Source organism: Pseudomonadota bacterium, assembly GCA_026388255.1.
GTDB lineage: Bacteria > Desulfobacterota > Syntrophorhabdia > Syntrophorhabdales > Syntrophorhabdaceae > JAPLKB01.
On the sequence record JAPLKC010000059.1, the window covers coordinates 1 to 18155 of the forward strand.

Annotated in this window: 17 protein-coding genes; 14 read left to right on the forward strand and 3 right to left on the reverse strand. The window is 45.9% G+C overall.

Features of this window, described 5'->3' with window-relative positions:
- Positions 1-1248: methyl-accepting chemotaxis protein (locus NT178_07395; protein MCX5812353.1), on the forward strand; the 1248-nt coding region annotated here is incomplete at its 5' end.
- A gap of 33 nt (positions 1249-1281) precedes the next feature.
- On the opposite strand, the gene NT178_07400 is transcribed toward NT178_07395, so the two are convergent.
- Both NT178_07400 and NT178_07405 read right to left on the reverse strand, forming a co-directional pair.
- Complete coding sequence (locus NT178_07400; GenBank protein MCX5812354.1) at positions 1282-1476, reverse strand: DUF2284 domain-containing protein; 195 nt, start codon at positions 1474-1476, stop codon at positions 1282-1284.
- A gap of 36 nt (positions 1477-1512) precedes the next feature.
- Positions 1513-2088, reverse strand: coding sequence for a hypothetical protein (locus tag NT178_07405; protein MCX5812355.1), 576 nt, complete (start codon positions 2086-2088; stop codon positions 1513-1515).
- A 789-nt stretch (positions 2089-2877) separates the two neighbouring features.
- Here NT178_07405 and NT178_07410 point away from each other — a divergent pair.
- The 13 genes from NT178_07410 (at position 2878) to NT178_07470 (ending at position 17125) form a co-directional block, all read left to right on the forward strand.
- Complete coding sequence (locus NT178_07410; protein MCX5812356.1) at positions 2878-3420, forward strand: cupin domain-containing protein; 543 nt, start codon at positions 2878-2880, stop codon at positions 3418-3420.
- Between the two features lie 44 nt (positions 3421-3464).
- Entirely contained in the window at positions 3465-4955 is a 1491-nt protein-coding gene (locus NT178_07415) for an aldehyde dehydrogenase family protein (GenBank protein MCX5812357.1), read from the forward strand.
- 20 nt (positions 4956-4975) lie between these two features.
- Entirely contained in the window at positions 4976-5695 is a 720-nt protein-coding gene (gene pncA / locus NT178_07420) for a bifunctional nicotinamidase/pyrazinamidase (protein MCX5812358.1), read from the forward strand.
- Positions 5696-5871: 176 nt separating this feature from the next.
- A complete protein-coding gene (locus tag NT178_07425; protein MCX5812359.1) occupies positions 5872-6243 on the forward strand; it encodes a hypothetical protein in 372 nt (123 codons plus the stop codon).
- Positions 6244-6456: 213 nt separating this feature from the next.
- The gene (gene dctP, locus NT178_07430) at positions 6457-7539 is read left to right on the forward strand and encodes a TRAP transporter substrate-binding protein DctP (protein ID MCX5812360.1); all 1083 of its coding nucleotides are present in this window, start codon (positions 6457-6459) and stop codon (positions 7537-7539) included.
- A 15-nt stretch (positions 7540-7554) separates the two neighbouring features.
- Entirely contained in the window at positions 7555-8058 is a 504-nt protein-coding gene (locus NT178_07435; GenBank protein MCX5812361.1) for a TRAP transporter small permease, read from the forward strand.
- Complete coding sequence (locus NT178_07440) at positions 8046-9353, forward strand: TRAP transporter large permease (GenBank protein MCX5812362.1); 1308 nt, start codon at positions 8046-8048, stop codon at positions 9351-9353. The genes NT178_07435 and NT178_07440 overlap by 13 nt, the downstream gene beginning before the upstream one ends.
- 38 nt (positions 9354-9391) lie before the next feature.
- Entirely contained in the window at positions 9392-10774 is a 1383-nt protein-coding gene (locus NT178_07445; GenBank protein MCX5812363.1) for an FAD binding domain-containing protein, read from the forward strand.
- A gap of 6 nt (positions 10775-10780) precedes the next feature.
- Entirely contained in the window at positions 10781-12934 is a 2154-nt protein-coding gene (locus NT178_07450; GenBank protein MCX5812364.1) for a xanthine dehydrogenase family protein molybdopterin-binding subunit, read from the forward strand.
- A 65-nt stretch (positions 12935-12999) separates the two neighbouring features.
- A complete protein-coding gene (locus NT178_07455; GenBank protein ID MCX5812365.1) occupies positions 13000-14145 on the forward strand; it encodes an amidohydrolase family protein in 1146 nt (381 codons plus the stop codon).
- Between the two features lie 46 nt (positions 14146-14191).
- Positions 14192-15709 carry a 4Fe-4S binding protein gene (locus NT178_07460; GenBank protein ID MCX5812366.1) on the forward strand — a complete coding sequence of 506 codons (1518 nt, stop codon included), beginning with the start codon at positions 14192-14194 and terminating at the stop codon, positions 15707-15709.
- A 23-nt stretch (positions 15710-15732) separates the two neighbouring features.
- Positions 15733-16560: a hypothetical protein gene (locus NT178_07465; protein MCX5812367.1), complete on the forward strand. Its 828-nt coding sequence runs from the start codon at positions 15733-15735 to the stop codon at positions 16558-16560.
- Positions 16550-17125 (forward strand): amino acid synthesis family protein, encoded by a 576-nt coding sequence (locus NT178_07470; protein MCX5812368.1) that lies wholly within the window; start codon positions 16550-16552, stop codon positions 17123-17125. Before NT178_07465 ends, NT178_07470 begins: the two co-directional genes overlap by 11 nt.
- A gap of 190 nt (positions 17126-17315) precedes the next feature.
- Here NT178_07470 and NT178_07475 read toward each other — a convergent pair whose 3' ends face one another.
- Entirely contained in the window at positions 17316-18152 is an 837-nt protein-coding gene (locus NT178_07475) for an FAD/NAD(P)-binding protein (protein ID MCX5812369.1), read from the reverse strand.
- Positions 18153-18155: the final 3 nt, after the last annotated feature.

Sequence of the window (18155 nt, forward strand, 5' to 3'; positions counted from 1 at the left end):
ACCAAAGGGCTAATCCATTACCATACCGAAAAGCAGTATATGAACAAAACATTCGAGCAGCCAAAGAATGTCATTGACAAAACATACTCCATTAAACCCGATGGAGGAGATAGTGCAGGCATCTTACATATAGGCATCGAAAAGAAAATCATTAACAATAAAATAAACGCCTTTATATTCGGAGGAGTCTTGATCAGTGTTTTTATACTTTGCCTGATTTTGCCATTGGTTTACCTTCTTGTTTCAAACAGAATAATGAAACCGCTAAAAAAGATTACGGTCATGCTGACGGACATAGCCGAAGGAGATGGGGATCTCACGAAAAGGCTGGAAAGGGTTGAGACACAAGATGAATTTGAGGTACTTTCAAAGAAGTTCAATAAATTCGTTGATAAAATACATGAAATTATTATGAAGGTAGGACAAAACACTTCAAATGTATCACGTTCTGCCAATGAGCTCTATGCAAAGACAGAAGAAATGAAAAATGTGATTGTCCTGCAAACGAATCACACCATTGAAGTTGCAAGTGCTGTTGTAGAAATGACCTCAAACATCCTCGAAGTTGCGAGAAATGCTAACAACACAAAAGATGAAGCTAGTAAATCATCGGATATTGCAAAGATGGGAGAAAAGAAGACTATTGAGAATATGGAGATCATGGATAGTCTTGTAAAGACTGTCGAAACATCTTCAAGCGCAGTAAATGAGTTAGGAATGCTATCTGATTTAATTGATGAAATAATCAAGGTTATAGAAGACATTGCTGACCAGACCAACCTGCTCGCTTTAAATGCAGCAATTGAGGCAGCCCGTGCAGGAGATGCGGGGAGAGGTTTTGCTGTTGTCGCAGACGAGGTCAGAAAGCTTGCCGAAAAGACAGCAACAGCAACAAAAGATATTGGCAAAACGGTCGTCTCCATTAAAAACGGTACCATAAATGCGGTAAGTTCAATGGAAAAGAGCAAAGAGGAGGTTTTGGAAAGTAAAAACAAGATTTATGAAGCAAAAAATGCATTAACAGAAATTGTCAACGGAGCTGATTTGGTAATGGCAATGGTTACACAAATAGCGAGTGCCTCATCCCAGCAGTCTACTGTCTCAGAAGAAATCGGCAAATCGGTCGATAATATTAAAGAATCTATTATACTAACTTCTTCTGCAACAGAGCATAATGTAAAACTGGCAGGCGAGTTACAGCAATCAGTAAAAGAGCTGAACAATGTAATTGGGATGTTTAGAGTATAACCGGTTTGCTATTTTTTACCTGAACAGATGCTATTACACCAGTATCAATCCGTATATATCCCTGTCCTGTGAATGGTCTTTTACCACTTTGATGGGAAGCCCATTTTGCTTCGCCGTCCTGAATACATCGATCCCGCATGACTCCATGGAAGGTCTTGCCTTGTCGGAATGGAGACAGGCGCCGGAAACATTGCATTCTTTGCATCTCGTGCAGGGGCAGCCCGACACCGATAATTATCTTAATGGAAAATATGTGTTTGATTTTTACAACTTGAAACCGAGTAACGGGTAGGTAGAATTTTCAATGCATTCCTTCATCCTTATGATGTAGTCAGGCCGTATCCCATCCATCCATTGAGGATAACCGCCAACCCACAAATATGTTAAAAGTTCCTTGAATCCCTGTTTATCAAAGGTGTAGTCGCCTATCTTAATGGTCTGAACTGTTAAATCTGTGACAACTTTTATCTTTGTCGATGGAGCGTATCGCTTAACAATATCTTCCACAAGTTTCCTGTTTGTATAGCCTTCCGGGTGCTGCTTAAATTCCTCCGGTTTGTAAGGAAAAGGGAAATGCCCATAGACCTCGCCGATGAATCCCCATAGATCTACGCCTGTTATTGCACCCATCAGGTTGCCGATCCGGTTTTCTTCAAGGATATATACATCCCATTCCATTATGCAGGATTCATCTGGTGCCCGCGAGGTTATCTCCACAATGTAATTAGAGACATCAGCGGCAAAGAAAAAGTAATTGTCCAGCAATATCATGTCTGTTTCGATATTAAAAAAACCGAAAGCTACATCGCCATGGTTTAGCGATTTAAAAAGAAGTGGCATAATCTCTCACGTTCCTCCAGATCCGGGCGGCAATTTCTGGGTCTATGGGGTGATGATGGGGATATCCATAAAATTATAAATATCCTTCCCCCGCTGAAAAGAAATTCTTCCCGTCATTCCGACCCTTTATTTATATTTCTCCTTAAACTGCATAAAAATGCAACTGTTTTCTTGCTGATTGCAACTGAACAAGCTGGTGCATTTGCGTATCAATTGTCTTTGCCGGGCACCCGCGGTGCAAGTTATTCCATGAAGTAATAATTTTATTCGTGGGTGACTACCATCGAAAATAGCCTCTTTAATTGCATTGTCCTTTTCTTCAATCCTCATTGTTATCATCGTACAAATAATCCTTATGAGGTTTACAAAATTCCCTATTCCAGGTCATTCATTATTGCTTGAAAGATACTATGAAGGTTAAAAGGCTGTCTGCATTTGTTTCATGAAGCAACAAACAAATTTTACTACAATAATTTTTTCAAAATGATCCTCTATTGAAAGTTGGTAAATCCAACGTACAAATTGTTACGCTTCGCGGTTTACAAGAAGTAAGGATTACCAGTTGCAATGGAGCGTAACGTTCAAGACCAGAAGAAGTGCAAGCACATTTGGATGTTAATCTTTTGGCAGGTGTTATATGCTGATATGAGGGTCATCAAGATGGTTGATCTTGTTACATAATCTCCCTCATTTAGCTTGAATGACATTTCAATAAATATTCTTGACAAATAATTAAATCTTATTTAATAATTTAAAAAATACTTAAATATAAATTATCAAGAGTTTTCAGTGGATATTGGAAAGAAGATAAAAGAACTGAGAGAAACCAGAAATTTTAACATCAAGAAGCTTTCCGGACTTGTGGAATGTACTCCTTCGCTAATCTCACAGCTTGAGCGTGGGAAAACAGATCCCTCGATTTCCATGTTAAAAAGGATCGCCGATGCCCTGGGTGTCAACATTATTGACTTTTTTATGAAATCGATGAATGATGAAGATGTGGTAACGCATAAAGACGGCAGGGTGGATATACAGTTAAAAAGGTGGGACGCAAAGATACAATCACTCGTAAAGAATGTAACCAGCAAAAAGATGCAACCATTTTATACGGTGATCAAACCTGGTGGTGGTTCTCATGGCATGTATTCTCATGAGGGGGAGGAGTTCGGCTATGTTCTGCAAGGCGAATTAGAGATGACACTGAATGATAAATTACATAAAGTGAAAAAAGACGAGAGTTTCTATTTTTCTTCGAAGATTCCCCACAATTGGGGTAATACCGGAAAAGAAGATGTAATTGTAATATGGGTGATAACACCGCCAACATTTTAGCAGGGCATCGTGACACGTGACGGGTTTTTGAATAGGGAGGGAAAATGACTATTTTGCAGGAAGTAGCAGAACATTACGGAAAACTAAAACTTTATATTAACGGGCAGTGGATCGATACCGGATCGAACAAATATTTTGAAACCACGAACCCTGCTACCGGCGAAGTGATTGCAGAAGCGCCCGTTGCATCGAGAGAAGAGGTGGAGCAGGCTATAGCGACAGCACAGGAAGCATTCAAAAAATGGAGAAACGTTCCATTCAGGGACAGGGCAAAGCTCGTCTTTGACCTGAGAGATACCTTTGGCAAACACCATGAGGAGTTGGCAAGGATCCTTGTGCAGGATCACGGTTGCACAATCGACGAAGGCAGGGGTACTATTTCGAGATGTATGGAAAACATCGAAGCTGCAGGAAGCTCCATGTATAGCCTGTATAAAGGCGAGCACGTGGACCAGCTTGCCACGGGCATCGATTGCTACCTGCTCCGAGAACCGATGGGCGTTTTTATGATCATAACCCCCGGCAACATTCCCATGCACGCTTGGTCATCTTTTGTGCCCTACGCGCTGGCGTGCGGCTGTACAGTGATTGTCAAGCCGAGCCGGCAGTGTCCCGTATCGGCTGACGCCATGTTCAAGATGCTTGACGAGACAGGCTTTCCGCCTGGCGTGGCCAATCTTCTTCATATGGGGCCGGAGCGGGATTTGAATAAGCTGATTATTTCAGACCCCAGAGTAAAGGGGGTCGGTCTGATAGGGTCTTCCAGGGTGAGCAAAGAGTTGTTCGAGTTGTGTGGCAAATACGGCAAGCGGTCCTCGCTCAACGGGAACGGAAAGAATTTCATTGTTATCATGCCCGATGCAAATCCTGACAACGCAGTACAGTATATCTTGCGCGGTTGCTTCGGTATGAGCGGTCAGCGATGCCTCGGATCGGACAATGTTGCCGTTATCGGGGGCAAAAAGATGTATGAGGAACTGAAGCAAAAACTGATTGTTGCGTCGAAAGCTATGAAGATGGGTTACGGTCTCGATGAAAGCACAGAACTGGGTCCCTTAACAACACAAAATGGCAAAAACCAGGTACTGTCATTCATCGATTCCGGCGTTAAAGCCGGTGCTAAACTACTTCTCGATGGGAGGCCGGAGACAGTAAAAGGGTATGAGAAGGGATACTTTCTTGCCCCAACGATATTAGAGGGCGTAACAATGGATATGTATGTTGCGCAGGAGGAGGCCTTTGGTCCCATATGCAACCTTCTCAGGGCCAAGGATCTTGAGCAGACGATCGAATGGATAAACGGAACGAACTATGGCCATTCGGCATGTATTGTCACAGAAAGTGGAAAAGCTGCCAGGAAGTTCATCAGGGAATGTGAAGTTGGAAACGTGGGAGTCAATGCCGGAATCCCTCAACCATATTCATTCTTCGGGCTTGGTTCTAAGAAGAATTCTTTCTATGGAAACTCGAAATCGAGGATGGACTCGGTAAAGCTCTTTTTGGACGAGAAAACCGTTACGCTGAGGTGGGTGTAACACAAAAAGGAGGGTTAGTTATGAAATTAGTTATGAAAATGGGATTTGTTTTTGCGCTGATGTTTTTTGTTATGATTTCTTTGTCAGCGGTTTTCGCCGCGGAGAAAACAGCCGTGATCGTCGTTGATATGCAAGGTGACTTTACGACATGGAAGAAAGGGACTTTGGCGGTCAATGGGGCAGATGAGGCCTACGTAAAGAAGGTTGGGGACACCACGACCCTCTTGAAAAAGAACGGATTTGCCATCTACGGCACCCAGGACTGGCACCCAGCCGACCATATTTCCTTCGCCATTAACCATGCAGGCAAGAAACCTTTCGAGGTTATCCAGGTAGATGGCAGGACCCAGGTGCTGTGGCCTGCCCATTGCGTCCAGGGGACTGATGGTGCTAAGGTCCTTCTTGAGAGTAAAATGTTTCAGGCAATTGTTAAAAAGGGCCAGAACCCAAAGTTCGACAGCTACTCGGGTTTTCAGGATGACGGCGGTGCTAAGACCGAGATGGACGCCATCCTCAAAGCTGCGGGCATTAAGAAGCTTGTGGTCTACGGGCTTGCTACCGATTACTGCGTCATGGCAACCGCCATCGATGCGGCGGCGAACGGGTACAAAGTCGTTGTGATCGAAGGCCTGAGCAGGGGCGTGGCACCTGACACGACAGCGAAGGCCCTCGATAATATGAGGACAAAAGGCATTCTTATTCTGAAAGAGGCCGACCTGCAAAAGATCAACGCTCTTTAGGACGGTTTTATTTCATCATGAGGGACAGCCCGGTTGCATGTTGAGCAGGTTGTGAAGGGTGATCTGAAAAAGGCGGCAGGAATTCCTGCTGAAGACACGGCATATCCACCGCTGGCTGATTACTCTAAAGAAGGTTTTTAGGAACAGCCGCCCTTTTAGATTGGAGGCACCCCGGTATGCATGAATGGCTTACTACGGTTCTCTTTCTCTTTGTGAATGGCTTGATATGGGGGATTATCATAGCTCTTATAGCGCTTGGGCTCTCTCTGATGTCATCAAAGGAGGCAATTTCCGTTTTTCTGGCATGTATCACTATGAGAACAATAAATACGACAGGTTTTCTCGGAGCAGCAGTGCTCCGGGTAGTTCTCGGCAAGGTTCTTTTTTTGGGATGGGCGGATATTGGACTCTGTCATGATATCCCCGGCAGAGGCGTACCGGGTAGCTTGCTTATCTGTCTGGGTGTGGCCTTCGCCGGGTTCATCGCGGCGTTGTTTATGAAGGAGACCTATTATCAGAGCAGGGTTCCGGATCAAGTATTATGGTGAAAATGTTCTTGACAATAAGTTAAGTAATATTTAATAATTTAAGAGTGACTTAAAAATGATCACTATCTACTACACAATTAAGCTTTCCCCGGATTTCCCAGTTTATGCATCGGATGACTCGAACTGTACAATTATTAACATTGTGAAACTTTCTATTAGTCTTAACGAGTTTAAAGCTTATTCATAACTGAAAACAAAAAAGGAGGAACAGTCGTGTGTGAAGAATGCAAGGGATTATCAAGAAGGGATTTTCTGAAAGGGGCGGTAATAGGAGGCACGGCGGTTGGAATGGGGCTTTTTGATCATAATTTGCTGATGGCACAGAGTGCAAACATAAAATTCAGTACATGGCATCCGCCTGTGAGCAGGGAAGTGAAGACTGTCTGGACACCCATGCTCGAAGAGGTGAAGAAGAAGAGCGGTGGCAAGATGGCCTACACGATGTATGCCGGCGCTGCTCTTGGAAAGGGACCGGAGCATTTTGACATCGTGGCAAAGGGGCTCTCCGACATGGGCTATTTTACGGCTACCTGGACCCCGGGGCGTTTCCCTCTGACCGATGTTCTCTCTCTCGCCGTGTGGGTTGACGGAAAAGACGTTGCCGCTGATATCGGAAATGCCGTCTACAACCGTGCCCTGAAGGGTGAATTCAAGAATGTAAAGGTGCTCGAATTGAACGGCTGCATCCAGTCTTTTATCTGGACGAAAAAGCCGGTGTCGAAAATGGCTGAACTCAAGGGAATGAAGCTGAGAACACCGGGAGGTCATCAAACGAATTATATCAAATCCCTCGGTGCAGAACCGGTCTTTATGCCTCTGGGCGATGTGTATATGGCCATGGAAACCGGAACTGTTGACGGTATCGTCACATGCCCGCCGCTGATACTTGCCTACAAGCTCCATGAAGTGGCCAAGAACGCAACGGTGCTTACCTTCGGTTGTGTATCGGAAGGCACCGTGATGAATATGAATGCCTGGAATAAGCTCCCCGCCGACCAGAAAAAGATCATCGAGGATGTCTGCACAAACCCTTTCAAGACAACAGGTGGTTTAAACAGAGATGATTATCAGGTAATTATGCAGGATATCCAGAAGGCAGGCGTAAAACTGATCGATCTGCCCAAGGGAGAAGCCGAACAATGGTATAAAAACTTTCAGGATGTAACCCGGAAATGGGTAGCCGATATGGAGGCGAAAGGCCTGCCTGCAAAGAAGGTGGTGGCCATCATGAACGAAGAGTGCGAGAAGAGGAACATCAGCCTCGTTGCCTGTCCGCCTGAATTTAAAAAAATATAGAGAGGTTAGACGACCGTGAGTCTACTTGAAGGTTTTCGGAGAGGAGTTCACAAGGTAACCTATGGAGTTTGCATATTCGGTATGTTTCTTGCGATACCGCTTATGCTTATCACGACTTTTGACGTACTCAGCAGGGGGTTTTTTAACAAACCTATCCCCGGTACCCTGGAACTTTCCGAGTATATGTTGGCCATTATAATCCTGCTGGGTGCCGCTTACACCCAGCAGGTACAAGGCCATGTGGCGGTCGATTTTCTTACATCCAAATTCTCCTTAAGGGGCCAAAAAATATGCAAGATCATAACGGATTTTGCGTCCCTCTTTATTATTGCCGTCCTGACGATCTACGGTTACTCCGAAGGAATTCACGAGACGACGGTATCCGACCAGTTGAGGGTGCCCCAATGGCCGTTTAAACTGCTCGTAGCTGTAGGTGGATTTATGCTCTGGATGGAGATTCTTCTTGACCTGCTTACATCTATCGCCGCATTAACAAGGAGGGAAGAGTGGACCCGATAACAACCGGAATCATAGGCAGTGTGGTACTCATCGTGCTGCTTTTTCTCGGCATGCCCATTGCCTTTGTCATGATGTTCGTAGGTTTTCTCGGTCTCTGGTCACTCAGTTCACTCGATGCCGCCCTGCCGAAAGTGGCGGACACCATCTATGGTGTTGCGGCAAATTACCCTTACACAATCATCCCTCTGTTTATCCTTATGGGGAGTTTCGCCGGGAGTGGGGGTATAACAAGGGAGCTTTACAATACTTTTGATAAGTGGTTTAGAAGAATGCCCGGCGGATTGGGGATTGCCACAATCGCCGCCTGTGCCGGTTTTGCCGCAGTGAGCGGATCATCCGTTGCCGCGGCAGCAGCTATGGGTAACGTAGCACTCCCGGAAATGAGGAGGTTTGGTTACGCCCCGAAACTTGCCTGCGGTGTGGTTGCAGCCGGAGGAACACTCAGCTTCCTTATACCGCCCAGCCTGGGATTTGTGGTATTCGGGATGCTGACCGAGCAATCGATCGGTAAGCTTCTGATTTCCGGCATTTTTCCCGGTCTGCTTTTGTCAATTGCCTACATTGCTGTAGTTGTGGTCCTCGTAAAGATGGACCCTTCCATTGCGCCGCGTTCATCGGAGAAGGTGACCTTCAGGGAAAAGCTGATTGCCCTGAAAGGTGTCTGGGAGACCCTGCTTGTATTCTTTATCGTTATGGGAGGCATATACCTTGGTTTCATTAACCCTACCGAAGCCGGGGCAATCGGGGCCTCGGCGCTGCTCATTATCGTACTCCTGAAAAGAAGACTGACCTGGAAAAATCTCTTCGATTCACTTCTCGAAATGGCGAGAATCTCCGTAATGGTGCTCTTTCTTGTGGCTGGGGCCACGGTATTCAGTTATTTCCTGGCCTTATCGACAATACCGACCTTTGTTTCGAGCTGGATAGCCGGACTGGGCGTTTCCAAATATGTTATCCTTACGATCATCATCGCCATTTACTTTGTTTTGGGTTGTTTTCTCGATTCCGTTTCCATGATGGTGCTCACGCTTCCCGTGATCTTCCCGGTGATTGTGGCAATAGGGTTCAATCCTATATGGTTCGGCGTTGTAGCAGTGCTTATGATGGAGGCGGGCTTGATTACCCCTCCCGTAGGACTGAATGTATATACCATTGCCGGTATCGCGAAGGATGTGCCCATGGCCGATATTTTCAGGGGCTCCATGCCTTTCCTCCTGGCAATCATCATAACAACGATCATCCTTACCATATTCCCCATAATTGCGCTTTATCTGCCGAGCCTAATGGGAGGATAAGGGGGAGTGTTGAGTCTTAAGTTTTGAGTGCTGGGTTGATGAAAGCCATTAATTTTACATTAAACGGAAAAACGGTAACTTGTGAAGTGGTTGAAACGGAGCTTCTTCTCCGCACTCTTCGGGAGCGGTTTTTGTTAAAGAGCGTGAAAGAGGGATGCGGGATAGGCGAATGCGGAACCTGCACCGTTCTCATAGATGATGAACCCCATTATTCCTGTCTCACCCTCGCATCAAAAGTTGACGGACGTGACGTAAAGACGGTCGAATTTCTCGTTGATGCCGGCGTGCTCCATCCCTTACAGGAAGCGTTTATCAAGTACGGCGCCGTTCAGTGTGGCTATTGTACGCCCGGGATGCTCCTTTCAGCATACAGCCTGCTTTTAAAAAACAGAGAGCCGGACAGAAAGACAATAAAAGAGGCAATAAGCGGAAATCTCTGCAGGTGTACCGGTTATATACAAATTGAAGAGGCGATCGGACACGCGGCAGACGCAGTTTCGAGTTCGGAATTTCGAGTTTCGGGTAAAAGCACAAACGGCTCATCTGTCCACGCCGGGCCTGAGGATAGTTTGTCACACATCACTCGTCACTCGTCACGGGGGATGACAACTTCAATATCAAAAGATGAAGTCCTTGTTTACCTCTCTGTTTACAAAGATGCAAAGGTGATCGCTGGCGGCACAGACCTTCTTGTCAAGGCAAAAAAAGACGATTCAGTCAAAACCCTTGTGGATATTACGGGTATATCTGAGTTATCCGGTATATCAGATAGTGATGGATTATTGAGAATCGGTGCTGCTGAGACTCATGCAAGAATAAGCGCTAACACCGTAGTGAAAGATAAGGCACAGAGCCTTGCCATTGCCTGCGGGTTAGTTGGTTCTCCTCAGATAAGGAATATGGGCACAATAGGAGGAAATCTGGTCAATGCCTCTCCTGCTGCCGATTCTATATCCCCTTTACTGATTCATGATGCGATCCTCAGTATTGAGTCAAGACAGGGTGAACGAAAAGCAAGGCTTCAGGATTTTATTCTGGCGCCATATAAGACATCGATAAGACCTGATGAGATACTCACTTCGATCAGCCTGAAGAATCTATCCGGCTACCGTGAAGGATACAGGCGTGTCACCAAGAGGGCAACGTGGGCTATTGCAAGGCTGTCAGTTGCATGGGCGATTTTGGAGGAAGAGGGAATATATAAAAATGTGAGGATTGCCATCGGCTCATGCACCCCAATGCCTTTCAGGCCGGCAAAGGTGGAAGCGTTACTTGAGGGCAGAAAGAAAGAGAAGGGCATTATAGCCGAGGCGATAGAGCTGACACTACAGGAAATTAAGGAAATAACAGGCATCAGGCCGTCTTTTGCATATAAAATTCCTGTTTTAGAAGGGATACTTGAAAGCGCATTGAGGGGTTAATAGAAGATGTTTATCGGCCAGGATATTGAAAGGATAGACGCACTCGACAAAGTATTGGGAAAGGGGATTTATTCCCATGATTTAAAGACCGATGACATGTTGTTCGGCTGCGTAGTCAGAAGCACGAGACCGCATGCATTGATACGGAGCATATCGACGAAGGATGCCCTTTCTTTGAATGGTATTGTTAAGGTCCTGACCAATCGGGATATACCTGGCGAAAATCTCTTCGGCGCAATCAAGAAAGACCAGTTTTATCTGGCAAAGGAAAGGGTCCGTTATGTAGGTGAGCCGATTCTCATAGTCCTTGGAGAAGATGAAGAGATTGCCAGAAAGGCCGCAAAGCTCGTTAAGATAGAATATGAAGAAATGGAAGCGATCCTCGACCCGTTCGTTTCGATGAACTCATCTACGCTAATTCACGAGGCAGGAAATCTTCTGTGCCATAGAAAACTGAGAAAAGGCGACATCATCCGTGGCTTGAATGATGCCGATGTTGTTGTAGAGCATACATACAAGACAACATGGATCGACCATGCCTATCTGGAAACAGAAGCCGGCATAGGCTATTTGGATAAGGAGGGAAGAATAGTAGTTGTGGCTTCTACCCAGAATATCCATTATAAAAGGAAAGAGATATCGCGCCTCCTTGCCATGCCTGAAGAGAAGATAAGGGTGATACAGGCGGAAACAGGGGGAGGGTTCGGCGGTAAGCTTGACGTCACTGTTGAGGGGTATATCGCGCTCTCCGTCTATCATACAAAGCGGCCTGTTTTGATACGTTACACAAGGGAGGAAAGTTTTCTTGCACAGACAAAGAGACATCCCCTTTACATTGAGTATAAAACAGGCGCAAACAAGGACGGGAGGATCACAGCCATCAAGGTGAATATTATCGGTGATACCGGGCCTTATATTTCCTATGGTGAGACCGTATGTTTAAGGGCTGCAGTCCATGCCGCAGGCCCTTATGAGATTCCCCATATCCAGACAGACAGCAGGATGTTCTACACGAATAACCCTGTTTCAGGCGCCATGAGGGGCTTCGGTATCCCCCAGTTAGCCTTTGCCCATGAGTCGCAATTGAATGAAGTGGCACTCAGGCTTTCCATAGACCCTCTCGATATACGGATAAAGAACGGCCTGAAAAAGGGCTCTCTTACGTCAACATCTCAGGTTCTTGACCATAGCGCCGGCTTTATAGAAACGTTGAAAAAAGTCGAACCTTTCTGGAGAGAACGCAAAAAAAGACATGATAATACAGGCTTCGGCCTAGGTTGCATGTATTATGGAATTGGAAACACGGGGGTATCGAACCCGGGAAATGCTTACTTCGCCATTAGTGAGGTCGGGAAGATTGTCTTGCATTCTGGTGCCTGTGAAATAGGGCAGGGTTCCGATACGGTTCATTTACAAATCCTTCAGGAAGTGCTGGGCGTAAAGGGCACAGATGTTATTCTTTTAAGGGGGGATACCGATACATCCCTCGATACAGGATCGACCTCTGCGAGCCGCCAAACCTATATCACCGGGAAAGCAGTCTATAACGCTGCATTGAAATTGAGAGAATTTCTTGAAAACTCCGGATATTACAACGGGAGGACGCTCAAAGATGTTTACAGTGCATCAAAAGATAAAGGGTTGCTCACCTTTGAGGGATTTTTTGACCCTCCGAATACCCCCCTTAATATTGAAACGTCTCAAGGCAGCCCTTATGCGACTTATGCCTTTGCGACCCATATGACGGAAGTGGAGGTGGACAAAACTACGGGTTTTTGTAGAGTTTTGAAAGTTTATGCTGCCCATGATGTGGGTAAGGCAATAAACCCGAAAAACCTGAAGGGTCAGGTATACGGTGGTGTCGCAATGGGTATTGGTTTTGCCCTTATGGAGGAGTTTATACCCTCGAAGACTGATTCATTTGACTCATACTATATCCCCACATCGATGGATATACCGGAAATTGAGGTATTTTTTGTGGAAGATGAGGAGCCTACTGGCCCCTTCGGGGCAAAGGGCGTGGGCGAGCCCGCGCTTATTCCTCAGGCAGCAAGTATCGCAAATGCCATCAATGATGCAACAGGCATACAGATATATGAGCTGCCATGTCATATAGAGAGGCTGAAAAAACTTATAGAAGATGAGAAACTAAGAAGATAGGAGTAAATTTTTAACTCCTGAGCCTCTCATCTTCTTATATTATCGCTTTAGGAAGGGAGGACTTGATGAGCAATCTGATTATTAGGAACATTGGTGCAATATTTACTGGCGACATTTCCAATCCTCTTATCAACGGGCCGGTTTCGATATTTATAGAAGGGGGGAAGATTAAAGCTATTGAAAAGGGTAGCACCCTTGAGGGGATAACGATCGATGCGAATGGGATGACTGTCTGCCCAGGTTTTATTGATTCCCACTCGCATCCGGTGTTTGGTGATTTTACCCCCAGACAAAGCCAACTCAATTTTATTGACAGTAGCCTCCACGGCGGTGTAACAAGCATGATCTCCGCCGGCGAGGTTCATCTGCCGGGCAGACCTACAGACCCTAAAGGCACGAAGGCCCTTGCGCTTCTTGCACAAAGGTCCTTTGCAAAAGCGAGACCGTCAGGAGTCAAAGTGTATGGAGGGGCGCTGATACTCGAAAAAGGACTCGTAGAGGATGATTTTAAGGAACTTTCCGAGGATGGGGTATGGCTCGTGGGGGAAATCGGCCTGGGGAGCGTGAAAGCAGCGAACGATGCAAAAACTATGGTAGAGTGGGCAAAGAAATATGGCATGAAGGTGCTTATGCATGTGGGAGGCACATCTGTTCCCGGGAGCTCAACGGTGACATGCGATGATGTACTGATTGCACAGCCTACGGTAGCATGTCATCTCAACGGCGGCCCAACAAGCATAACCGTGGGAGAGGCAAAGAAGGTCATCGACAAGACAGCCTGTGCAATCGAGCTAGTGCATTGCGGGAATCCACTTTCTGCCCTTGAGATAGGAAATTATATGAAGGAGAAGGGGATATTGAACAGGCTCATCATTGGAAATGATGCGCCCTCGGGCACGGGTGTCATTCCTCTCGGTATGTGGAGAATGGTAAATTTTATCTCCGCGCTTTGCAATATCCCCGCTGAGGTGGCGGTTTGCTGTGCCACGGGAAACACTCAGCACGTCTTTTCCCTCCCTCATGGTACGATAAAGATAGGAGATGACGCCGATTTACAGATCATTGATGCCCCTATGGGCTCGGCAGGCAGAGATGCGAAAGAGGCAATCGAGGCAGGAGACATACCGGGTATAGCAATGGTGATTATTGATGGTATAGTAAAGACGCAGGTGAGCAGGAATACACCGCCTCCGGTGAGAAAGACAGCTTAAAGTCGTGACGCGTAAAGCGTAACGGGCGAAGAGAAGGACATTCGTTATGAAGATTGATTTAGATAAGTGCAAGGGTTGTGGAATATGTGAGGAGGTTTGTCCTCTCGGTATCATAACGATAGAAGGCAGGAAGGTGCATATCGGGAACGATTGCGTCGAATGCAAGACATGTATGAAAGTCTGTCCGCAGAATGTCTTATCGCCTGAGATGGCCGATGATAAACCGGTATGTAGCGCCTGTCCGATCATGTGTAGGATTCCGGAAGGAGCTTTTGGTGCATGCATGAGGTACTTCAATGAAAAAGGCGCCATCATAAGGAAAGGAAGGGTGCATACCTACGAAGAAGTGGAGTTGTTGGTAGGGTCGACAGATGATTTAATTATCAATAAACCCCTGATAACAGGTATCGGATCAGGCACCACTTATCCTGATTTCAGACCGTCACCGTTCATTGTGAGCGGTATCAGGGAAGGTATAGACATCATAACGGTAGTCACCGAAGCTCCGTTAAGTTACAGCGGTATGAAGCTGAAAGCCGATACAGACCTCTTTATGGGCCAGGAAGCCGGGAAGATATACGTCAAGAGAAAAGGGAAGAGACACGTGGGTCACCTGTGCACCGAGGAATATGGCTCAAAGATGCTTTCGCTCGGTGGAGTGAATATTCTGACATCAAAGGACGGTTTGTTTGCCGCAAAAGTGATATTTGAGTTATTGAAGGGCAAGAAGGTCAAATTCGAAATAGAAGACGGCGCTGTTGTCGAGATTGCGCTTGGAAAAGCACCAAAGGTAAACGGAGTATCGGAAGAAAGGATGAGGGTGGGTTGCGGAAGCGCTACATCCGGTCTGTTTGCCCCATATATGTCTGACGCAGCAGACGAAGTGATTGTTTTAGACGGCCATATAACAGCCCTTTTCAGTGAGCATCCATCAGGAAAATATTTGAAAAAGACTCGCTCCTGCATCTCGGTCAAGGGGATAAAAAGCACTGACGGTAGATATTTTCTGGATAAGGGAAGTGGATGGGGAGGAACGGATATTGAAAATCCCCTCGATGTAATAAAGGAGATAGATAAGAGTAAATGTTTCGATGGAATGACACTCCTGATAACCGAAACTACAGGGCAAAGGGTTGCCTTTTACACGGTGAAAAAAGGCAAATTTGTGGAGGGAGATCTCGCACCCGAGGCGAGGAGATTTATAGAGGTGTTAAAGGATTCATGTCAACCATCCAGTGTAAGCGCCGTATTTGCTGCCGGTGTGGGCGGATCGGCGAGAGCGGGGGTTACAAAGAACCCGATAAAGCTTACGAGGGCGGTCCATGAAGGCAAGGTCACGATAACGATCGGCGGTGCAAAGCCTTTTATATTTCCCGGCGGCGGTATTAATTTTATGGTAGATGTGGCAAAGATAAAGTATGGAAGCATATATTTTTCTCCGACCCCGTCATTCGTCATACCTGTTGAATATACGATGACATTTGAAACATTTAAAGAGATCGGCGGGCATATAGAGGCGATTAAACCGGTGAAGGAAGTGCTAAAAGCCATTAAGAATGAGTAATTAAGATTGAAGATTGAAGAATTATGTACATAGAAATTGGTCCTGCTGGAATTACAGTGAGCGGCGAAAAGGATGGGCTGCCCTATAAGTTTGAAAAAGAGAAACTGGAGGAGACTGTAAAAGATATCCTTGATGGTATCAAAGAGTGCCTGCCGGTGCTGAAGCAAAAAGCTTATAAAATTAAAAGAACAGCACATCTTCCAGACGTTGCAAAAAATATGATACATGCCGTAAAAATGGTTGACGAGGCCACGTTGACACCCATGGCAGCTGTTGCAGGAGCGGTGGCGGATGCAGTGAGGGAGCACTTTAAAGACATGGGTCTTGATTTTATTTCAATCAATAACGGTGGGGACATTTCGATATTTAACAGGTATGGAAGACTCCTCAAAATAGGTCTCGGAGACATTAGTAGGAATCGGACCACGCCCTATACTATACGGATTGAAGGATTAAAGAATCACGGAGTGGCATCAAGTGGCTTTGGCGGACGGAGCTTTACACTGGGTCTGGCCGATATTGTAACCGTTATAAGCAGTACAGGGGCTTTGGCAGATGCCGCTGCCACATTTATCTGCAATCATACTGATGCTGAAACCGACAAAGTAACGAGAAGAGCGGCTTCCGAGATCGATCCATTGACGGATATACCTTATGAACTCGTTACTGTGAGTATAGGTGAAATAAATAAAGGAGTTATAGCAAAGGCATTAGAAAATGGGTTACGTACATCCAATCAACTGAAAAAATCGAACATTATTTACGATGCTGTCATAATACTCAGAGGGGAAGTTGTCACCACGATTAATGGTGATAAGCATATTACGCTGGAGGTGCAAAATGGAAATTAGGAAGATTGTTGTTGTATCGGAGGAGATATTCGCTGACGGCGAAAAAAGAGTGGAAAAACCGATAAAAAAAGTGGCAGCAATAGCTGTTATAAAAAACCCTTTTGCCGGGGAATACCAGGAATCTCTCGATTCATTAGTCGATATTGGGGATGAGTTGGGAAAAATACTTAGTGAAAAGGCGGTAGGGGCGTTGGGGAAGGAGAGTGCGGTCGAGAGTTACGGTAAGGCCGCTATTGTTGGGGAAAAGGGTGAGCTCGAACATGCAGCAGCAATCTTACACCCCAAACTCGGCACTCCGCTAAGAAATGCTGTGGGTGGTGGCAAGGCAATCATCCCATCCGTAAAAAAACTCGGTAGAATGGGTGATGAAATCGACATTCCACTGCATTTTAAGGATGCTGCATTTGTAAGGTCCCACTTTGACGGGATGACTGTTTCCGTCAACGATGCTCCGAAATCTGACGAAATCCTGGTGGCCATTGCCGTGACAGACGGAGGCAGGCCTCATCCGCGAGTGGGCGGGCTGAAGAAGGAAGAAGCAAAATGTGAGGACGGTTTGCGGTAGAGAGAACAAGGGGGCGTTTGTGAATAGCAAAATGGCATAATTGCCAATGTAGTTGGCTTTTTGATTTTCCGTGAGGGGCTGACAGTCCGTTACATAGCCGGGATGCTCATTGTCTTCCTGGGTCTCTATTTGATTCTGACAAAGTAAGGAGAAAAATCTCCGGGGGCGGGGGTCATGGATGGAATTATTATTAGATTTCTGCGCCTGACTCTTTTAACTGGACAAGGGAAAATATTGGGCCGTCCTTGCATATGTATTTCGAGCCGATATTACACCGCCCGCAGATGCCGATACCGCATTTCATCCTTGCTTCCAGCGTTGTAATCACATGATCATCCTTAAAATTCAATTTGGCAAGATTCTGAAGGACAAACTTTATCATAATGGGCGGCCCGCATGTAATCGCGACTGTATTATCCGGGGATGGGGCAACTTCATTCAAGACGGTAGGGACAAATCCTGTCCTCTTGTGCCAGCCCGGATATTCGTTGTCCACTGTGAGGATTAAATTCACATCCGAACGGGATTCCCATTCCCTTAATTCATCCTTATAACATAGATCAAGAGGGGTTCTTGAGCCGTAGATAATAGTAATATCGTCATAATCTTTTCGGTTATCCAGCATGAAGAGTATCAACGTCCGAAGCGGTGCAAGGCCGATTCCTCCACCGATAAAGAGTATCTTCTTCCCCTTCATATCATCGTAAGGGAAACTGTTGCCAAGAGGCGCCCTTACACCGATCTGATCGCCTTCATGCAGATCATGTATTGCATTGGTTATTTCACCTGCCTTCATAACGCTGAACTGGAGATATTCCATTCTTGTAGGTGGTGAATTGATTACAAAGGTTGCTTCGCCAACTCCAAAAACATATAGTTGTCCCACCTGACCGGGTTCAAAGGAAAATGTTTTCATCTTTTCGGGATCATCAAAGACCACCCGGTAGGATTTTATGTTAGGCGTCTCATCAATTATTTTGATAACAGTGGCCAGTTCAGGAAGGTAAGGGTTAAAGCTTTGCTCCATGTC